This is a genomic window from Pseudoalteromonas sp. L23, from assembly GCF_021728455.1.
Lineage (GTDB): Bacteria > Pseudomonadota > Gammaproteobacteria > Enterobacterales > Alteromonadaceae > Pseudoalteromonas.
The window spans coordinates 46,636-65,931 of the sequence record NZ_JAKKCW010000003.1; the positions used below are offsets into that span (position 1 = coordinate 46,636).

Sequence of the window (19,296 nt, forward strand, 5' to 3'; positions counted from 1 at the left end):
GGGTAATTGGAATGTAAATACTTGTCTAGCATGAGAATTTTAATTGTTTTTTAAAATTGGATAATTAACAGTCTGGGTTGACTGTGGGATTTCGTAAGTATTTGAAAATATTCTATTTTTATTTGGGTGGTTTTTTTGGAATATTGCTTGTAATGGAGTGTAATTCCTTCTGCTCGAAAAAGTTGGCATACTTTACCTATAAGAATAAAAAGGAAAAATGAATGAAACGCCGAACGTTTATGTTTGCTGGTGCAGCACTCACGGTTGCATCAGTCTTGCCTCCTGTTAGTTTTGCTAGACAAAGCTTCACTGCTTCTGGAGTATCAAAAGATACAACGGAAAGGCTTCCTGAAAATCTATTGAATGAACTCGGTATTCAAGTACCTATCAGGGATGTTCTAAGCCCTTCAGGGGAACGAGTTTCTTTTAAAAAAAGAGCCAATATAATTAGGCGTTACGGAGATTCTCTCTACGTTTACTTCGAACATGAGAGGGTGATCAGGGTTTTTGATACCCAGGGTAACCCTGCTTCCAATGAATTGCCTTTACCTAAATACATTAGCGATCTTAAAGATTTTGCTGTAGATCCGACACAACAACAGCTTTATTTATTGCAACCTGGAAAGCACCACATAGTGTTAGCCGACTTTAGCGGTGAAATATTGGGCACTTTTGGTGAGTTCGGAATTGAGCAAGACTATCAACTTAATGGTCCAAAGAGCATCACCATTGGTAAGTCTAATCAGTTATTTGTTTTGAATTCTGGCAGTTCTAGTATCAAAGTTTTTGAAAGCAATGGAGTATTTTTAAAAAACTATACATTGAGTCAAAAGCAAAAACGCACAGTTACAAGTATCGATGGCGCTAATCAGATTATTATCAATGGTGGGAAGTTTTCAGATCGCCAATGGAAATTAGATCAAAATATTCGCAATTTTATCGAGGTGGACTAAGCTGAGGAAGGGCTTGATCGGATTTTACTTTTTTGCCACTTAAGCAGTTTGGAGCTTGAGTTACGTTAGGTTAGTTATCTGTGAACTTAAGGATGGTTATGCCATATAGTAAGGAACGGTTAGCTTATTTTAAGCTTCCAATTTTTCTTGAACATCAACAAGTACTCGACGAGCTTGGGACGCTGAATGAGCTGGCCTGGACTGACCATGTAAATAAAGCAAATTACGACGGCGGGTGGGACGTAGTTGCGTTGCGTTGTTTGTCAGAGCATTTATCTGCTCACCCGATCTTACAAAACTTTGCGATTGAGTCAGGCACTCACTGGCAAAACTTACCTATATTAGAAGAAAAGCCGCTACTTAAATCATTCGTTGATAATTTCCCCTGTGAAGTTCTCTCTGTAAGAATCATGCGATTGAAAGCAGGTGCTTTTATAAAACCTCACAGAGATGGCGGCCTTTGTATCGAAAATGGTGAAGCAAGACTTCATATACCTTTGGTCATCGACACTGCTCTTGAGTTTGTCGTTGATGGTATGCAAGTACCAATGAAAGAAGGAGAGGTGTGGTACATAAATGCGGACAAAATACACAGTGTCGCTAACCGAGGAAACCTTGATAGAGTCAATATCGTTATTGATTGCAAAGTAAATGATTGGTTATTAGATTGCCAGTCAGGGTCAATGGGCGTTCCTTGTGAAGAGTATACAAGCTAAAAAATGCAGTGTGTTTCGTTAGCAAGCGATTTAAAAATAATAGGTTGAAGGATCTGTAATGACGTCTGGCAGCGTGTACCAAGTAAAAAAATTGCTAGAGCACTCTCAAGCTTTGCTCCTAAATGATATTGATGCTGGGCTAAATAGACCTCACGCACTATCTATGTCTGAGGCTCTAGCTGAGCTAACAGGCGTATCCACTGACTTCGATATGAATGATTGGTCTGATATAAACACTGACAAAGGGGTCGCGATTTCACCTGTTCAGGCAGCTAAATGTTTACTAGAAACGCTACGTAGTCAGATACTTATGCAGGGCGTTGCGAGCGCGATACGAGACAAAATCAATCAGCAAGATAATATAAATATCCTCTACGCAGGGACCGGGCCATATGGTGTATTACTATTACCTTTTCTCGCGCTCCACAAAACGAGTCCAGTCTCAGTAACACTTTTAGATATTCATCCAGAAAATACGCAAGCAATACATGAGCTGGTAACTAAACTTGATATCGCTCATATGGTGAAACGTATAGTGCACGCAGATGCAACGACTTGGCTACCTGAAGAACCAATAGAGTTTGATCTCATTATTTCCGAGACCATGAATACCTTATTACGCAGAGAGCCTCAAGTATGGATTTTTAGTCACCTTCAACAGTTTTTAAAGCCAGATGGAGAGCTCATACCTCAAGAAATTGAGCTTACTGCTTGGCTATGCAATCCAAGTTCTCTGACGAAAAGTGAGCAAAGAGTCAACCCAGCTGAGCTTGGTTCGTTTTTCCGTCTCGATAAAAACACAGCAAGCGCACTCAATGAGAATAACCTAGATGTTTTATCTGGTTCGTTTGAGGTACCGGATTGCGGGAAAGTTTATCATACACTGGAATTGAAAACGGAAATCAAAGTCTATAGGGAGCATAGACTCACCGAAAACCAATGCAGCTTGAATTTACCAATTAAGTACCAAGATAAAAATCTAAAGGCCGGTGATCGGATTACTTTTGAGTATATTAACGATCCAATACCTGAGTTCATCTTTAGCTTCCCTGATGAAAGTTTACCAAATCTTCCCGCTTATCATGAGGTGGGTGAGTCTGGAATTTTCCAAATTAAACGTATCTTCGTTAAATGCCAATTAAATAAAGTAAATAAGCTTGATATTAACAACCATGAATGTGAGTGGTCTTTGGATACACAAATATGGGGTGAACTTGAGTTAAGTTTAGAATTGGTTTTAGAAGCCTTGTATCGGTTTAGGTTGTTTGAGGAATTTGAGTTTTGGCTGCTTGATAAAATTGGTAATCGACTTGATGATAAATTAGTTGGTGCTATTAATCGAAAAGTAGTTGGTTTTTATAGTTAAAATATAAAGGTAAGAGTGATGAAGTTTACGCCTCCAGATGGTTTATATGTTAGACCGTCAAAACCAGAAGATAAAGGCTTTCTGGAAAGCTTACACCATAGCACTCGGCAAGATTTGCAGTTGATTGATGGAGATAAGGATTTTATAGAGTCAATTATTGAAATGCAGTTTAAAGCGCAAAGTAATGGCTATGGAGATCAATTTCCAAACGCTATGTATTTCATTATTGAAAAACACCATGAGCGAATAGGCAAGGCGACAATTGACTTTGGTAATAATGAAGTGAGATTAATAGAAATTGCTTTAATACCTCAAGCTCGTGGATTAGGGCTCGGTGCAGCAGTTGTTCAATCTTTCCAGCAAGCTGCTGCTCAATCCGGCGTGCCGATGACTCTGTCGGTATTGCAAAATAATTACGATGCAAAGCGTTTATATCAGAAGCTAGGCTTTAAAATTGAATCAATTAAGGCTCCTTATGAGTTACTAATTTGGTATCCGCCAGCGTTGAGGAATATAGTTTTAGGTTAATTTAAAAAGAGGGGTAATGAACGAAAGGTAATAAAGCGCCTCGCTTGATCATTGGTATTAATAACTGTTTTTTAGTTAACAAGAGCGAGTCTAACTTAATGAGCAAAGGAGCAAGTGTTGTGAAACTAACTAGTAGTTTATTTGAAGACTTAATCGGTCAGGATGTTGAAGTTTTTACGGCCGATGGCAAGCATAAGCTAAACGAGTTGCAAGTTGATGCTATTGATGAGTGCAAGCTAAACAGTAATGAATTTGAAGGATTTTCTGTAACGTTAACCGCCAAATCAAATTTTCCGCTTACGGATGATACGTATACATTAAAGCATCAAAAGTTGGGTGAAATGCCACTGTTTTTATCTGCATACGAAAAAGACAAGTATCAAATAATTATCAGTATAAAAAAAGAAGCATAAAGGAGTTTAATAATGTCAGAACCCTATATTGGACAGGTTACCCTCTATGGCTACAATTGGGCACCTAAAAATTGGTCTTTATGTAATGGTCAGCTAATTCAAATTAGCCAAAATCCAGCGCTTTATTCTCTTACCGGCACCGCGTATGGTGGTGATGGTAGAACAACCTTTGGTCTACCAGACTTTCGTGGCAGAGTACCGGTGGGGCTTGGTGACTTAGGAAACGCTAGTTACGATAGAGGCAATGCTGGTGGCGCTGAAAACGTAACCTTAACCTTAGCAAATATTGCACACACCCACAGCGTGCAAGCAAGTACGAAAACGGCTAACTTTCCATTCGCAAATTTTCCCACACCAAACCAAATGGCGACGCAGACGGCAGAGCCTATATATGCTGCAGCATCGAATTTGGTAAATGCCTCTGGCTCTACGGTATCAAGCATTGGCGGCGGTCAGAGCCACAATAATATGCAACCCAGCTTATCTCTTAATTTTGCCATCGCACTAACTGGCATTTATCCAAGCCGAAACTAAGGAGGCCGTAAATGGAAGGGTTTATTGGACAGATAACGATGTTTGCCGGCAATTACTCGCCGTTTAAATGGGCGTTTTGTTATGGGCAGATCACTGCAATTACAGGGAATGAAGCATTATTCTCTTTGCTTGGGAATATTTATGGTGGTGATGGAAGAAGTAGTTTTGGGTTTCCTGATATGCGAGGTCGATTACCTATGGGATTTGGCAATGGTCCCGGGTTAACGCCAACACAGATAGGAACAATGAAAGGGGTAGAAACGGTCTCCTTAGATATCAGTCAAATACCATCGCATAGCCATAATTTTCAGGTAAGTAACAATACCGCGACGGGTACAAACCCTGGTGGGCAAGTGTTGGGTAAAGCTGATATTTACTGTGAACCAGCAACGGCCCAGCACAATGATGGCCCTTCAGCTATGTATGATGGCATCATTGCCTCCACGGGAAGCAATCAGGCTCATGAAAACAAAATGCCTAGCCTTGGGGTTAATTTTATCATATGCCTAAATGGCATATATCCACCTAGAAATTAAGGAGAAGAATAATGGCTGATTGTTTTTTAGGTGAAGTTCGAATGTTTGTTTGCAATTTTACACCAGAGTGGTGGACCAGTTGTGGAGGACAGCTACTACCTATATCGCAAAATTCAGCACTTTTTGCGGTAATAGGCTGTAACTTTGGTGGTGATTGTCGCACCACCATGGGGGTGCCAAATTTACAATGTAGAGTACCGATGGGGACGGGGACAGGCCCAGGCCTGACACCAAATATGTTAACTGAAAAGCAAGGCGAAAATGAAGTCGTGCTATATGAGTCGAACTTACCTGCTCATACCCACACTTTTAATGGTACGACTTCGCTAGCTGGAACCGTTGATACGGGGCAGGGAAATCTACTCGCTCAGTCTACAGTTGGTGCTATTTATGATAACGCTCCTAATGCGCAAGAGCAGGTAGAGATGGACTATACTGCGCTTGGTGCCAATGGTATGGCAAATGCTGGACATGAAAACCGTCAGCCATTTTTGGCGATTCAGTTTGCATTGGCACTAGATGGTACATTTCCACCAAGGAACTAGCTTAGTAAGGCGCAAAGTATTGGTAAGAGATTGGTTTGGTGCTGATCCTTACTAATACTTATATTTTACGGCGGTAATTGGGTGTTATTATAGCTTTTAAATTAGTAACTTACTGTGGTGTTTGTAAGAGTGGTAACCAATGTGTAAAAAAGAGGTTTGTCAGCTTTTTTATCTAACAAGATTTAAGCTGGTGCTGTGCTTTATATTTGTTGTTTTATCTATTGGTACGACGAATGCACAGGGAATTGAGCTTGTTAATTTTGGCAACAAGATAAAGCTTGAACAGAGCAGCGCTGAACCTAAGAGTGTGTATAAGTTTGCTAATTCAGAACAATTGTTAGAGCTGAATAACAGAATAATCATAAAAATAAAGGCTGGGATGGGCGGTGGCGTTACAAACGCCTTAAAACAAAAAATAGAGGTGGGTCAGTTAGCCACCTTTGGGCCATTTGCAGAGCACGAGTTTATGGTGGTATCGCTAAAAGACGCGTCCGCAAAGCGCTTAACTGCTGCACTAGCGATTGCCAGTGGTTTAGAGGGGGTAATATATGCCCAACCAGATATTTTACAAATAAAAAGTAAGCTCGAAGTTGAAAATCATAACGCTGCGCAATGGTTAACAAAAACCTTGTCGCAATCAGGTTCTATGAAAAGCTTACCCTTTCGTTTATTTCAGTTAGAGAAATGGCAAAAACAACTACAACAATTGACTCAAGGTGAGGGAGTAAAAATAGTTGTTATCGATGATGGCTTTGATTTAAAACATGAGGCCTTAAGTAAAACTAAGGTATTACTCACCTACGATATTGAAAGAAGAGTCAAGGACGTACAGCCGCAAAACCGCTTTGATAAACATGGTACTAAGGTAGTCGGAGTGATCTTTGCCAGAGCAAATGACGCTTTGCCAGCTGAAATGGCGGGCCTTGCAATCGACGCAGGGCTTATTGCAATAAGGCAAACAAAAAGCTGGACAAGCCATACATTGGAGTCGTTACATATTGCGCAACTGGCGCAAGCCGATGTTGTTAACATGAGTTGGCGAACACAGTTACTACTGGAACCAATAAAAGATGCCATTGATGGCCTAGCACAAACCGGCCGAGGCGGTAAAGGTGCGCTGGTAGTTATAGCCGCTGGAAACAGCGGGAAGATGATTAAAGCAAACAGCACAGAGGCGAGTATTGCATCTGCGGTGGTGGTGGGCGCAATGAATAGCAGCGGTATGCCGGCAAGTTTTAGCAACTTTGGTAAATCGGTTAGTGCTTGGATGCCAGGTTATAGTGCTAGGGGTATTGCAAGAAATAATGCATACAGTGGTTTTGGTGGTACTTCTTACGCAGCGGCATATTGCACGGGCATGATTGCACTGCTGTTGGCCGCTGAACCCAGACTAACGGCAAGTAAAGTCAAACAAAAGCTGGCTCAAGTGTCTGGTTTAGCGTTGGACAACCAGAGTAAGCAAAGTAATTAAACGGCTGTGTTAGCTACTGATAACACAACAAGTTGGATAAAGGTCGTTCCTACCTTGGAAGTGAGCTTCTGGGTATAAAATGTGGATAAAACTATGGATACAGAATATAACAGCGCAATGGTATTTACGCACAATAAACTACAAACCCATATTAAGGCCGCATTGCTATGCAGTGCTGCTATTCAGTTGCCTGTGGCAGTGGCTTCATCAACGCTAGCAAATGCAGAGGCGCTACAAGGCGTAGTGGCTGATACAACGGTCAATCAGCAAGCGTTCGATTATGTACAGTCAAGATTAACTAGCAAAGCCATTACGGTCACGCGCGATCCAAATTGGGGACGGCTTGAGTTTTTACAATGTACGGGTGTCGGAGGGTGTTCCAGCTTTCCAGACGAGGCCAGTTGTAATGCCAACGCTCCGCTTTGTAGTTGGGATCCTGGAACACCTAGTAATAATCCTCCATCCTTTAACAGCAGCGCATCGACTAACTTTGCAGAAAATGACACGGGCACAGTGCTTGATGTTAATGCTGACAATGGTGATGGCGGTAGCAATGACTCAGGGATCACTTACTCCTTATCCGGTACAGACGCTTCGCAGTTCAATATTAACTCAAGCTCTGGTGTCATCACGTTTAAGACTGCACCGGACTATGAATCGCCGGGAGACAATGGCGGCGACAATATTTACAATATTACGGTTACTGCCAATGACGGTGGAAGTAGCAACAACACGGCTGCACAAAATATTACCATTACGGTTACAGATATCGATGAGGTTGCACCTACGTTCGATGGTGGAAACTCAACACCGAATGACAATGCGACAGGGGTCTCAGGAAGTAGTAATATTACTATTGACTTCAACGAAAATATAGCCCTTGGAACTGGTAACATTACTATTCGTGACGTCAGTGGTAGTAGTGATTTTGAAGTGTTTGATGTCGCGACAGAAAGCGACGGTACGACGACTAGCCCAAGTGCAGGTCGTATTGGCATTACAAATGATAAAATTTATATAAACCCTACTAATGACCTAACCGGTAATCGCAACTACGCCATTCGTATTGATGCAACTGCTGTTGATGACTCTGCGGGAAACAGTTTTGCGGGGATCAGTGACGATACTACCTTTAATTTCTCGACGGTTAACACCGCTCCTGCAGTTGATTTAGATTCAACGAGTGGTAGCGATAATAGTAGTGCTTCATTTTCTGAAGGTGGTGGTGCGGTAAATATCGCCGCGAATGCTGCTGTGACGGAAGCTGATGGCGACACAATTACCACCATAACAGTAAGTCTTACCAACGATCAAGACGGTGCATCTGAAGGCCTGAATGTCAGTGCATCCGCTCAAGATGCATTGACGGGAATTTCGGGTTCTTCTGATATTTCGCTACAAGATACAATTTCTATAACTGGTGCAACTGCTTCAGCGTCAGAAGTGCAAACGTTCCTACAGGCGATCACTTACAACAATACCTCCGGTACTCCCAACGAAACCGCAAGAACCGTAACTGTTGTTATAAATGATGGCACAGATAATAGCACTTCTCGTACAGCTACTATTTCCGTAAGTAATGTTACTGCTGCGAGCAGTGTCGCAGCCGGTTTTAATACAACAAACGGCGCAAACTTATCTCCAGCAATCACCTTTACTGGCGACGATGAAACACTGACGATTGCTGATACTAGCCATATTGCTGGCTCAACTGCGGATGGGGACGGAGGTACCGATACACTATTTGTAGTAACTGGCTCTAATCTAGCTAACTTTACGTCGCTAGCTAATTTTGAAACATTAACCCCAGACAATGACGGTTCTTTAACGCTGACCGAAGCGCAGCATGATGCGTTTACTACCATCAATGGTTCAGGTACAAACCAATTTACAATATCTAGCGCTGATGGAGATCAAACCCTAACCGGTGATAGCGATATTGAAACCTATGTGTTAGGCGCTGCAATGAACTTTACCATGGGAGCAGCAGCACAAAATGTGACGGGTAGCAGCGGGGATGACACGGTTAATGTAACCGGGTTTACGCCATCAGGTATGCTCGCAGCTGGCGCAGGCACAGATACTCTACAAGCAGATAATGGTGCAAACATCAGTGGTGCTACGCTCAGCGGTTTCGAATCACTGACCTTAAGTGATAATGCGTCAGTCACTATGACGGAAGCTCAGCATGACAGCTTCTCAACAATCACAGCAGCGGCAACCGAGACGATTACAATCAGTGATGTGAGTGATGGCTTAACAGGTAACAGTGCAATTGAAACTTACATACTTTCAGCGGCTAATACCTTTACGCTTGGCGCTGCTGGGCAAAGTGTGACAGGCAGCAGTGGTGACGACACCGTAAATGTTGGTACATTCACAGCTACTGGTACTCTAGCAGGAGGCAGTGGTACAGATACGCTTTCAATTAGTGATGGCGGAAATATCGCAGGCGCGTCAGTAAGCGGTTTTGAAAACCTTTCTGTAGCAACTGGTGGCTCTGCAACAGTTTCAGTATCTCAGTTGTCATCGTTTACTGGTTCGGTTTCTGGCGACGGCACTAATTCTCTAACTGTCTCTGGCAATGGTGATATTACAACGGTCTCAGCGCTTGAAAATTATACTTTATCCGATGATTCAACCAATTCAAGAACGGTGACCGTGAGCAGTGCGGGTCATTCTGTTACTGGTACTTCAACTTCAGATGCAATTACCTTCGATTTAGGTTCGCTTACCTATACTGGAACAATTACTGGCGAAAATACCACTGCCGATACTTTGTCTTTAAGTTCTGGTGCTGATATTACGGCAGCAAGTATAAACGCGGTCAGTAATTTAACGATAGCCTCCGGCGCGTCTGTTTCCATGACAGTAGCTCAACATGAAAGTTTTACTGGTAATATTTCAGCAGCTGGATCAGAAACTATCAATATTTCTGGTGATGGGGATATCACAACCTTCTCTTCGGTTGAAGTTTATAGTGTTGGTGACGATTCTAGCAATACTAGGACTATTACCATCAGTAACGGTACCACTGATGTTTCTGCAACGTCGAGCGATGATGCTGTAACGTTTAATATCGGTGGTAGCACCTACACTGGCGATTTAACTGGTGACACGAACGTAGCAGATCTTGTTTTAGCGTCAGATGGTGCGGATGTAACTGGAGGTGGATTCTTCAATATAGGAAACCTTAGTCTATCAAGTGGTGCAACTGTTGCGATTGATACGGCCAATCTGAGTGATTTTGCAACAGCGATTTCAGGGGCGGCGGGCAGTGAGACATTAAAACTTATGGATGGTGGAGAATTTGACTTCTCGACCACCTCGGTTTCTGCTGTTGAAGGCATTTCAATTGGCACCAATAGCGCAGCAACGATCACCCTTACTGATAACTTTAATGCCGACGGTCAAACTGTATCGGTTGCAAATGCCAGCGGCAGTGCAATCACGTCAGACTTAGTCATAGACGCTTCTGCCTTTTCTAGTGATGTGCTAGAAATAACGGCAACAGATTTGGATGGTTCTGATACGATCACAGGTGGTAGTGGTGCAGACACTATACGTCCTGGCGGCGGTACAGATACCATGACAGGTAACGATGGTAACGATAATTTTATCGGAGCGCAAAGTGACTTAAATGGTGACACAATAGCCGATCTTAGCATCGGAGATAAGATAACAATTACAGGTATAACAGGATTATCAACCAGCAATATTCGCTTTAATGGTACTAGTACGCTGGAGGTGGACACCAACGCTACTACTTTTGTTAACCCAGAAATAAGTATTTCGCTCACGAATGCCGCAGGGAACGATCTTGCGTTTACGGTCGCTGACTCTGGCAGTGATACAGTGATCACCTTTGAAGCTGCGAATGATGAGCCTACCTTTAGTAATTTAAATGGTGGTAATACCTTTACTGAAAATGGAACTTCGATTGCGATAGACAGCGATGTAACCATTTCAGATACTGAACTTGACGCACTTAATAGCGGAAATGGTAACTATGATGGTGCGTCGCTAACAATCTCACGCTCAGGTGGCGCTAACAGTCAAGATATCTTTAGTAACACAGGGTTGCTTGGTACGCTGACTCAGGGAGGCACGTTAAGTTACGATAGCACTGAGGTCGGTACAGTAACAACTAACTCTGCAGGCACACTGGTACTCACTTTCAACAGCAGTGCTACTTCTGCTCTAGTGGATAATGTATTGCAATCAATTGGCTATGGTAACAGCTCTGAGGATCCAAGCTCATCTGTAACACTTAACTATACCTTTAATGATGGTACGGCAGACAGTACTGGTACAAATCAGGCCGCAGTTACTATTACTCCTGTAAATGATGCCCCTACCGATATTGCATTGACAGCAACAAGCATAGACCAATCGAATACCGGAACTGCTGCGACCGTGGCGACAGCCAGCACCACAGATGTGGAAAGTGGTGACAGTCATACCTATAGCTTGGTTACGGCTGGCAGTAGCGATGGTGGTACATGTAGCGCAAATACGGGTAACGGCAGTTTCCAATTTTCAGGAGCTACGTTACAAACGCAAGCATCAACATCTCCGGGTGACTATGTTATTTGTATTCAAACGAGTGATGGAACCGCAAGTTATCAAGAGTCATTCACGATAACAGTCAACGATGACGTGGCCCCAAATGCGCCATCGACACCAGACTTGGATGCGGCTTCAGACTCTGGGGCTTCAAGCTCAGACAACATTACCAATGACACTACTCCAACCTTCAGTGGTACTGCTGAGAGCGGGGCGACGGTTAAATTATATAGTGATCAGGTAGGCGGAGGTACCACGGTCATTGGTACTGGCACAGCAACTGGTGGTAATTGGCAAATTACAACGGATCCGTTGACTGCTGGGTTATCACATTCGATTTTTGCGACCGCCACGGATGCGAGCACGAACGTAAGTAGTAGCTCTAGTGCTTTAAGCGTAACGATCGATAATACAGCCCCTACCGCGCCAAGCACGCCAGATCTGACCGCTGGGAGTGATACCGGCTCCTCAAATGCAGATAACATTACTAATGATACAACGCCCACATTCACAGGAAGTGCATCTACGGGCGACACAGTGACACTAATTTCTGATCTTGATGGCGTTGTTGGTTCAGCCACAGCTGCGGGAGGTGCATGGACTATTACTCCTAGTTCGGCGATGACCAGTGGTACGCACGCAATCACAGCGCGATCAACGGACACCGCCGGTAATATTACCAATAGCAATAGCTTATCAATAGTCATTGATACGAGTGTTTCAGTGCCTAGTATTACGACTCCAATTGAGGGGGATGGTCAAATTAATGCCGCTGAAGACAATGATGTCTTGATTGCTGGCTCTGGTGCCGATGCTAACGTGACTGTTAGCGTGAGTATTACTGACGGTTCAGCAACGCTGAATCAAAATGTAACTTCCGATGGTAGCGGGAACTGGACTATCAGTGGCAGTGAGTTCAATGTTAGCGGATTTAGTAATGGCGAATTAACTGTATCGGCGACGCAAACAGATTCAGCAGGAAATATCTCTGGTGCAGCAAGTACCACTGTTACACTCGATAATATAGCACCTTCAGCACCGGCAATTACGACACCAATTGAAGGTGATGGCCGAGTAAATGCGGCGGAAGATAATGATGTGCTGATTGTAGGAACGGGCGCTGAAGCGGGTAATAGTGTAACCGTTACTATTCATGACGGTGCAAATAGTTTTAATCGAACGGTCACTGCGGACGGCTCAGGGGCCTGGACTATAAGTGGCTCGGAATTTGATGTCAGTACGTTTAACAATGGCACATTGACTGTCTCAGCTACTCAAAGTGACGCAGCAGGTAATACCTCAAGTGCAGCTAGCACCACGATCACATTGGATAACTCAGCACCTTCAGCACCTGCGATCACAACGCCTATAGAAGGCGATGATTTAATAAATGCATCAGAAGATGATGATGTTTTGATAGTAGGAACGGGAGCGGAAGCTGGAAATAGCGTAGTTGTCACTATCAATGATGGTGCGAATAGTTTGGATCGTACTGTCACTGCTGATAGTTCCGGCGAATGGACAATAAGTGGCTCAGAATTTGATGTTAGTACGTTTAACAATGGCACATTGACGGTAACGGCATCGCAAAGTGATGCTGCAGGCAATACCTCAAGCGCAGCGAGCACGACAGTCACGCTAGACAACTCTGCACCAAGTGGGATTTCAGCTGAGATTGACCAAGATTTAATCAATGCAGGTAATGAAACTGCATTTAGCTTCACATTAACGGGCTTGGAATCAGCGGGTAGTTTTACTTATGAAATCTCAGACGGTAGCAGTTCAGTAACTAGCTCAAGTGCAATATCTATAACGGGTACTACCCACCAAGAGACTGGAATTAATGTCACCTCATTAAACGAAGGAACATTGACGTTATCTGTTACTGTAACTGATAACGCTGGGAATGAATCGAGTGCAGTAACTGACACCGTCACTAAAAAGTATAATGTTGCCCCTGTGCTTACAGGCACACCGGCAACGAGCGTCAATGAAGACAGTGAATACGACTTTACGCCGACCTTGACTGATTCTGACACAGCCGATACTCATACCTTTAGTATTACGAATAAACCAAGTTGGGCAACATTTGATACGCAAACGGGTAAACTTTCAGGTACTCCAGATGACTCTCATGTTGGCACGACTTCTAATATTGAAATTTCGGTGAGCGATGGAACGGATAGCGATACACTCACAGCATTTAATATTGAAGTAGTTAATACCAATGATGCGCCAACGGGGCAAAGCACTAGCTTCACTATAGATGAAGGCGCAACATTAACGCGGGACTTCAACAATGGCTTACTGTCGCTTGCGAGTGACGATGATCTCGATTCCAACGATAGTCTAACGATAGTAAAAGACACAGATCCGCAATACGGTACGTTAACCCTGAATGCCGATGGTAGTTTTAGTTATGTTCATGGGGGGAGTGAGAATCATACCGATAGCTTCACTTATCATGTTGAAGACAGTGCTAATGCCAGCTCACCGGTGTACACCGTAACAATCAATATGAACGCGATTGAAGACGCACCAACGGCTGTGAATGATACGCTGACTACGCTTGAAGATGCCTCAAACTCAGTGAATGTGCTTGCTAATGATAGTGACCCTGAAAACAACATGGTTGCCTCATCGGTTACTATCAAAACTCAACCGACTAAGGGACAGTTAAGCGTTACTAATGGGGTAGTGACCTTTACGCCAACCGCGAATGAAAATGGTTCGGATTCATTTACTTATACGGTTAAAGACTCGACTCTGGCTGAATCTAATGAGGCAACGGTTAGTATAACCATTACACCTGTAAATGATTTACCAATCGCGGCTAACTTTACACCGAATATAGACGAAGACACGCCAACTTCAGCATTGCCCGTCAGAGCAAATGCAACGGATGTCGAAGATACCAACCCAACTGGTACTATTGCACTTGAGTCTCAGCCCAGTAAAGGTCAAGCGGCAATAGACTTGAATAATGGCACTATTACCTATACACCAAATGCCAATGAGACGGGGAGTGATAGCTTTACTTACTCGATTCTTGACAGTGAGGGTGGGAAGTCAAATATTGCGACTATTTCCGTCAATATTGGCGCTGTAAACGACCGACCTATAGCGGGTAATGACACGGTAACAACAAACGAAGATACCGCGACAACATTGGCAATTCTTGCAAATGACTCTGATGTTGAAGACCAAGGTTTTAATGGTTCGGATATTGCGCTTGAAGATAAAGGCGATGGTGCAGGTAACTACGACCTTGCAACCGTTACAGTTGGTTCGGATGGTGTGCTCGCGATCACTCCAAAACAAGACCAAAATGGTATATTGACCTTCACTTATACCGTAGAAGATAGTGAAGGGCTGCGTTCTGATCCGGCGACGGTTACAGTCAATATCACAGCAGTTAATGATGCGCCAGTTGCTGTTAACAATACGGCTCAATTACTTGAAGATGGCAACATTGAAATCAACGTATTGGGTAACGATACGGATGTAGATAGCCAGCTCAATGTCGCAAGTGTTGCTATTGTTAGTCAGCCTCAAGGCGGTTCACTACAAGTACTCACAACAGGTAATATTGTTTATACACCAAATGCTAATTTCTTCGGCAATGATAGCTTTACTTATACGGTACAAGATACTGAAGGGCTAGTTTCAAACGCGGCTACAGTGAATCTCACCGTGACATCAGTAAATGATGCGCCTGTTATTTCAGGAACGCCTTCAACTTCTGTCAATGAAGATGATGCATACAGCTTTACACCGACGGCGACGGATACAGATGGTGATAGTTTAACGTTTAGCGTCACAAACCTTCCAGTTTGGGCAAATTTCAACGATTTAACAGGGGCTATTACAGGTACGCCTACTGAAGGACAAGATGGCACATATAGCGGTATTGTTATTACGGTGTCAGATGGCCAAGCTGATGTATCGTTGCCTGCGTTCAGCATAGTGGTAAACGCTGTGAATGACGCTCCAGTTATCTCAGGTACGCCATCAACAAGTGTTAAACAAGACGAAGCATATAGCTTTACGCCGACGGCATCTGATGTAGATTCTCAAACATTGACGTTTGCTGTGACCAACTTACCAGCTTGGGCAAGTTTTGATACGTCCTCTGGTAATATTGCGGGGACGCCGACTAGAGAAGATGTAGGTACTTATAGCAATATTGTCGTTAGTGTAAGCGATGGTGCCTTGCAAGCAAGCTTACCTGCATTTGAAATCAATGTTGAGGCAGTTAATGCAGCGCCGATTGCAAACAATATGCAAAGAAGCGTGCTTGAAGATGGAACGACAAGCTTCTCAGCAGATGTTAGCGATCCAGATGGTGATGCATTAACAATGGAGTTAGTGTCGCAGCCACAAAATGGTGCAGTTCAAATTCAAGGCACCGTGTTTAGTTATACACCATTGCCAAACTTTAATGGTTCCGATGTATTTACTTACACTGTGTCAGACGGTGAATTTAAGTCAAATACGGCTTCAGTCACGATGACAGTAACTTCCGTAAATGATGCACCTATTGCCGTTGATGACAGTTTCACCTTCGATGCTGTGGCTTCTAATCAGTATGTTCTGCCAGTCTTGAGCAACGATAGTGATCCAGATGGCGGAACGCTAAGAATTATAGGTGCAAAAGCATCGATAGGCTCTGTGTTTATTTCAAATAACACCTTGACTTACCAAGCTGTGCAAAATACACAAGGGCCAATTGTTGTTACTTATATGATTGAAGATGAAGGTAAAGCCAGAGCAAAGGCTAATGCAAGTATTACGATTAATAATACAAGCACCGGCAATGCTCCTTCAATCACTACGCCAAGTGATTTAACAGTGGATGCAACTGGGTTATTCACAAAAGTGAACCTTGGTATTGCTGTCGCTACAGATAGCTCAGGAAACCCACTGCCAGTATCTTTGGTTAGAGGTACTCCTATCTTTGCACCTGGTAAACATATTGTTTATTGGCAGACAACTGATAATCAAGGACAACAAGCGACTGCGAGCCAAAATCTAAACGTCAATCCTCTGATCTCGCTGCAAAAAGATAGTCGAGTTGCCGAAGATCGTAGTCATTCTGTGAAGGTGTATCTAAATGGCACAGCACCAAGTTACCCAGTAACGGTGCCTTATACCGTAACTGGTACAGCCGATAGTAGTGATCACGATTTGCAGTCGGGTGAAGTGGTAATAAACGCAGGTACTAGTGCTACCATCACCTTTAATATCTTTGCTGATGGTATAAGTGAAGATAACGAAACCATTGTGATTTCCTTGAGTGACTCAGTTAACATAGGCGCTAAATCCACTTCAACAGTAACAATTGTTGAGCAGAATGTGGCACCAAGCTTAACGGCAGTCGTGCAGCAAAGTGGTGAAGAGCGTAGCCTAATTACCGCCTCTAATGATGTGGTTACCATAGAAGCTTTGGTTGCTGATCCTAATCCAAATGATCAAGTGAGTGTCAGTTGGCAGCCAGATGCAGTGTTAGTCAATACATCGGATGATCCATTTATCTTTGAGTTTAACCCTGAAAATGTACCTACGGGTATTTATAAAGTAGGGGTTACGGCAGAAGATAATGCTAGCCCAAGTTTGTCGACATCTCGAACCGTGTTTATTGAGGTTGTTCCGTCATTAGGGTTATTGTCCGGAGAAGATACTGATGGGGATTTAATTCCTGATGATCAAGAAGGCTATGTCGATCAGGATGGTGATGGTATTCCTGACTTCATGGATGCGATCACCGATTGTAATGTGGTGCAAGAACAAGCATTAGAATCAAATCAGTTCTTGGTGGAAGGTGACCCTGGTGTCTGCTTACGTAAAGGTGCAACTGTACCGCAGAACAATACGGGTGGCTTACAGCTGTTAGAGTCTGAGTTACCTTCAGATCCGGATGCAAATAATGCAGGTGGTTTGTTTGACTTTATTGCGACGGGGTTACCACAGCCTGGTGATGTGTATAGTATCGTTTTACCTCAGCGTAAACCAATTCCATTCAATGCGATGTATCGCAAGCTAATTGGTGGTGAGTGGCAAGACTTTGTGATTGGAGAGGGGAACGAGTTGCTTTCAACTCAAGGTGAACCTGGCTTCTGTCCACCTCCTGGAAGTAACGAATGGACTGCTGGTCTTAGCGATGGTGACTGGTGTGTGCAACTACGTATAGTTGATGGTGGTCCAAACGATGACGATGGTATTGCCAATGGCAGTATTGTTGATCCTGGTGGAGTTGCAGTACCAATTACGGATAACGCACAACCCATAGCTAACGCCGACAGTGTGACAATTGCTTCGGGGCAAACTATTGTTATTGACGTACTTGCAAACGATACGGACAGTGATAATGATGCACTCACCATAACTGGTGCAAGCGTTGATTTTGGTGTGGTTAGTATAGAAAATAATCAATTAAATTACACACCACCAGCTGCATTTATGGGTAATGCTACTATCCAATATAGTGTCACTGATGGTCAGGGGGGATCGAGTAATAGTACCGCAACGGTTTCTATTATTGCTAATCAACCACCACAAGTTGCGAACGATACGGCAACCTCAAATGGCTCAAAAATTATCATTGATGTACTTGCAAATGATAGTGACCCTGAAGGTGGCGTGCTAAGCATTGTTTCTGCAACAGCAGGCCAAGGTTCTGTGGCCGTCAATATCGATGGTACGTTGAGCTACACACCAAAAACGGGATTTGAAGGTACAGATACAATTAACTATGTTGTTAAAGATGAGTTTGGTGCGACGGCTGAAGGCCAAGTAAATGTCACTGTAGCGGTGAAACAAGTTACATCAATAACTAACAAGTCCTCAGGGACTATGGGAGGAATGTTGATACTATTAATCAGCGCGGTGGTGATTCGCCGCAGAAAATCACTCTTACCTGCCTTTGCATTGGTGAGTAGTAGTTGTTTATTAACAACACAGGCACAGGCAAGTAATTGGGAGTTAGAGGCGACATTTGGGCAGTCAAATGCAGACAGTGAAATCAATTCTACTGAGCTAAACGTTGTCAACTTAGATGAGGAAAGTAGCAGTTGGTCGATAGGCGCATTTTACGAATTAATACCCAATTGGCATATTGGACTTCGTTATATCGATCTTGGCCAAGGTCGCGTTGAGTTTTCGGGCTTAAGTGCTGATCCTGAACAAAGCCAAATGACTTTGGCACGAGTTGCTCCTGTCTTGCCTGAGGGTCTTGCGTTGCAGTTCAATTATTCAAAACCATTTGCAGACAAATTTGTAGGGAAGATGTTCTTGGGCGCATTTAATTGGGATTACAAGATTAACAGCGTTCGGGATGGTCAATTTTCCACTCGTTATGAAGACAGCGGTACTAGCGGTTACATAGGTGGTGGTGTTCACTATCAGTTAAGTGAATCATTATCACTTGGAGTCGATTATAGCCATTATTTCATTTCAGCAAATGATGTAAATGACCTAGCTCTTAATTTGAGCTATCGTTTTTAAGCTTAACTGCAGTTTTAGCATTGAAAAGGCCTCAACTAAATGTTGAGGCCTTTTTATATTGGCTGTCACTCGGTGCAGCTTGTTTCATGATGGAGCCATTTTGATACGAGGTAAGTCTCTTCAATAGCTTATTTGGAAATCTTCAGCTGCTTTGAATCGGAAAGT

10 protein-coding genes are annotated in these 19,296 nt (G+C 43.3%); all 10 read left to right on the forward strand.

Going from position 1 to position 19,296, the window contains the following annotated elements; genetic code table 11:
* Window positions 1–221: 221 nt before the first annotated feature.
* Window positions 222–953 carry a hypothetical protein gene (locus L3V43_RS06840; protein ID WP_102057932.1) on the forward strand — a complete coding sequence of 244 codons (732 nt, stop codon included), beginning with the start codon at window positions 222–224 and terminating at the stop codon, window positions 951–953.
* 98 nt (window positions 954–1,051) lie between these two features.
* Window positions 1,052–1,669, forward strand: a complete 618-nt coding sequence (locus L3V43_RS06845; protein ID WP_010377783.1) for an aspartyl/asparaginyl beta-hydroxylase domain-containing protein — start codon at window positions 1,052–1,054, stop codon at window positions 1,667–1,669.
* 58 nt (window positions 1,670–1,727) lie between these two features.
* The gene (locus L3V43_RS06850; protein ID WP_237116378.1) at window positions 1,728–3,035 is read left to right on the forward strand and encodes a class I SAM-dependent methyltransferase; all 1,308 of its coding nucleotides are present in this window, start codon (window positions 1,728–1,730) and stop codon (window positions 3,033–3,035) included.
* Between the two features lie 18 nt (window positions 3,036–3,053).
* On the forward strand, window positions 3,054–3,563 hold the full coding sequence (locus L3V43_RS06855; RefSeq protein WP_039494928.1) for a GNAT family N-acetyltransferase: 510 nt from the start codon (window positions 3,054–3,056) through the stop codon (window positions 3,561–3,563).
* A 119-nt stretch (window positions 3,564–3,682) separates the two neighbouring features.
* Complete coding sequence (locus L3V43_RS06860; protein ID WP_223192109.1) at window positions 3,683–3,976, forward strand: hypothetical protein; 294 nt, start codon at window positions 3,683–3,685, stop codon at window positions 3,974–3,976.
* A 12-nt stretch (window positions 3,977–3,988) separates the two neighbouring features.
* On the forward strand, window positions 3,989–4,510 hold the full coding sequence (locus tag L3V43_RS06865; RefSeq protein ID WP_237116377.1) for a tail fiber protein: 522 nt from the start codon (window positions 3,989–3,991) through the stop codon (window positions 4,508–4,510).
* A gap of 11 nt (window positions 4,511–4,521) precedes the next feature.
* The gene (locus L3V43_RS06870) at window positions 4,522–5,046 is read left to right on the forward strand and encodes a tail fiber protein (protein ID WP_102057935.1); all 525 of its coding nucleotides are present in this window, start codon (window positions 4,522–4,524) and stop codon (window positions 5,044–5,046) included.
* Window positions 5,047–5,057: 11 nt separating this feature from the next.
* A complete protein-coding gene (locus L3V43_RS06875; RefSeq protein WP_237116376.1) occupies window positions 5,058–5,591 on the forward strand; it encodes a tail fiber protein in 534 nt (177 codons plus the stop codon).
* Between the two features lie 139 nt (window positions 5,592–5,730).
* Complete coding sequence (locus L3V43_RS06880; RefSeq protein ID WP_237116375.1) at window positions 5,731–7,062, forward strand: S8 family serine peptidase; 1,332 nt, start codon at window positions 5,731–5,733, stop codon at window positions 7,060–7,062.
* A 93-nt stretch (window positions 7,063–7,155) separates the two neighbouring features.
* Window positions 7,156–19,131: an Ig-like domain-containing protein gene (locus L3V43_RS06885; RefSeq protein WP_237116374.1), complete on the forward strand. Its 11,976-nt coding sequence runs from the start codon at window positions 7,156–7,158 to the stop codon at window positions 19,129–19,131.
* The last annotated feature ends 165 nt before the right edge of the window (window positions 19,132–19,296 follow it).

Coding starts and splice junctions, on each gene's coding strand:
- L3V43_RS06840 (WP_102057932.1), top strand. CDS start 222: ATGAAACGCCGAACGTTTATGTTTGCTGGTGCAGCACTCACGGTTGCA.
- L3V43_RS06870 (WP_102057935.1), top strand. CDS start 4,522: ATGGAAGGGTTTATTGGACAGATAACGATGTTTGCCGGCAATTACTCG.
- L3V43_RS06875 (WP_237116376.1), top strand. CDS start 5,058: ATGGCTGATTGTTTTTTAGGTGAAGTTCGAATGTTTGTTTGCAATTTT.
- L3V43_RS06845 (WP_010377783.1), top strand. CDS start 1,052: ATGCCATATAGTAAGGAACGGTTAGCTTATTTTAAGCTTCCAATTTTT.
- L3V43_RS06855 (WP_039494928.1), top strand. CDS start 3,054: ATGAAGTTTACGCCTCCAGATGGTTTATATGTTAGACCGTCAAAACCA.
- L3V43_RS06885 (WP_237116374.1), top strand. CDS start 7,156: ATGGATACAGAATATAACAGCGCAATGGTATTTACGCACAATAAACTA.
- L3V43_RS06865 (WP_237116377.1), top strand. CDS start 3,989: ATGTCAGAACCCTATATTGGACAGGTTACCCTCTATGGCTACAATTGG.
- L3V43_RS06880 (WP_237116375.1), top strand. CDS start 5,731: ATGTGTAAAAAAGAGGTTTGTCAGCTTTTTTATCTAACAAGATTTAAG.
- L3V43_RS06850 (WP_237116378.1), top strand. CDS start 1,728: ATGACGTCTGGCAGCGTGTACCAAGTAAAAAAATTGCTAGAGCACTCT.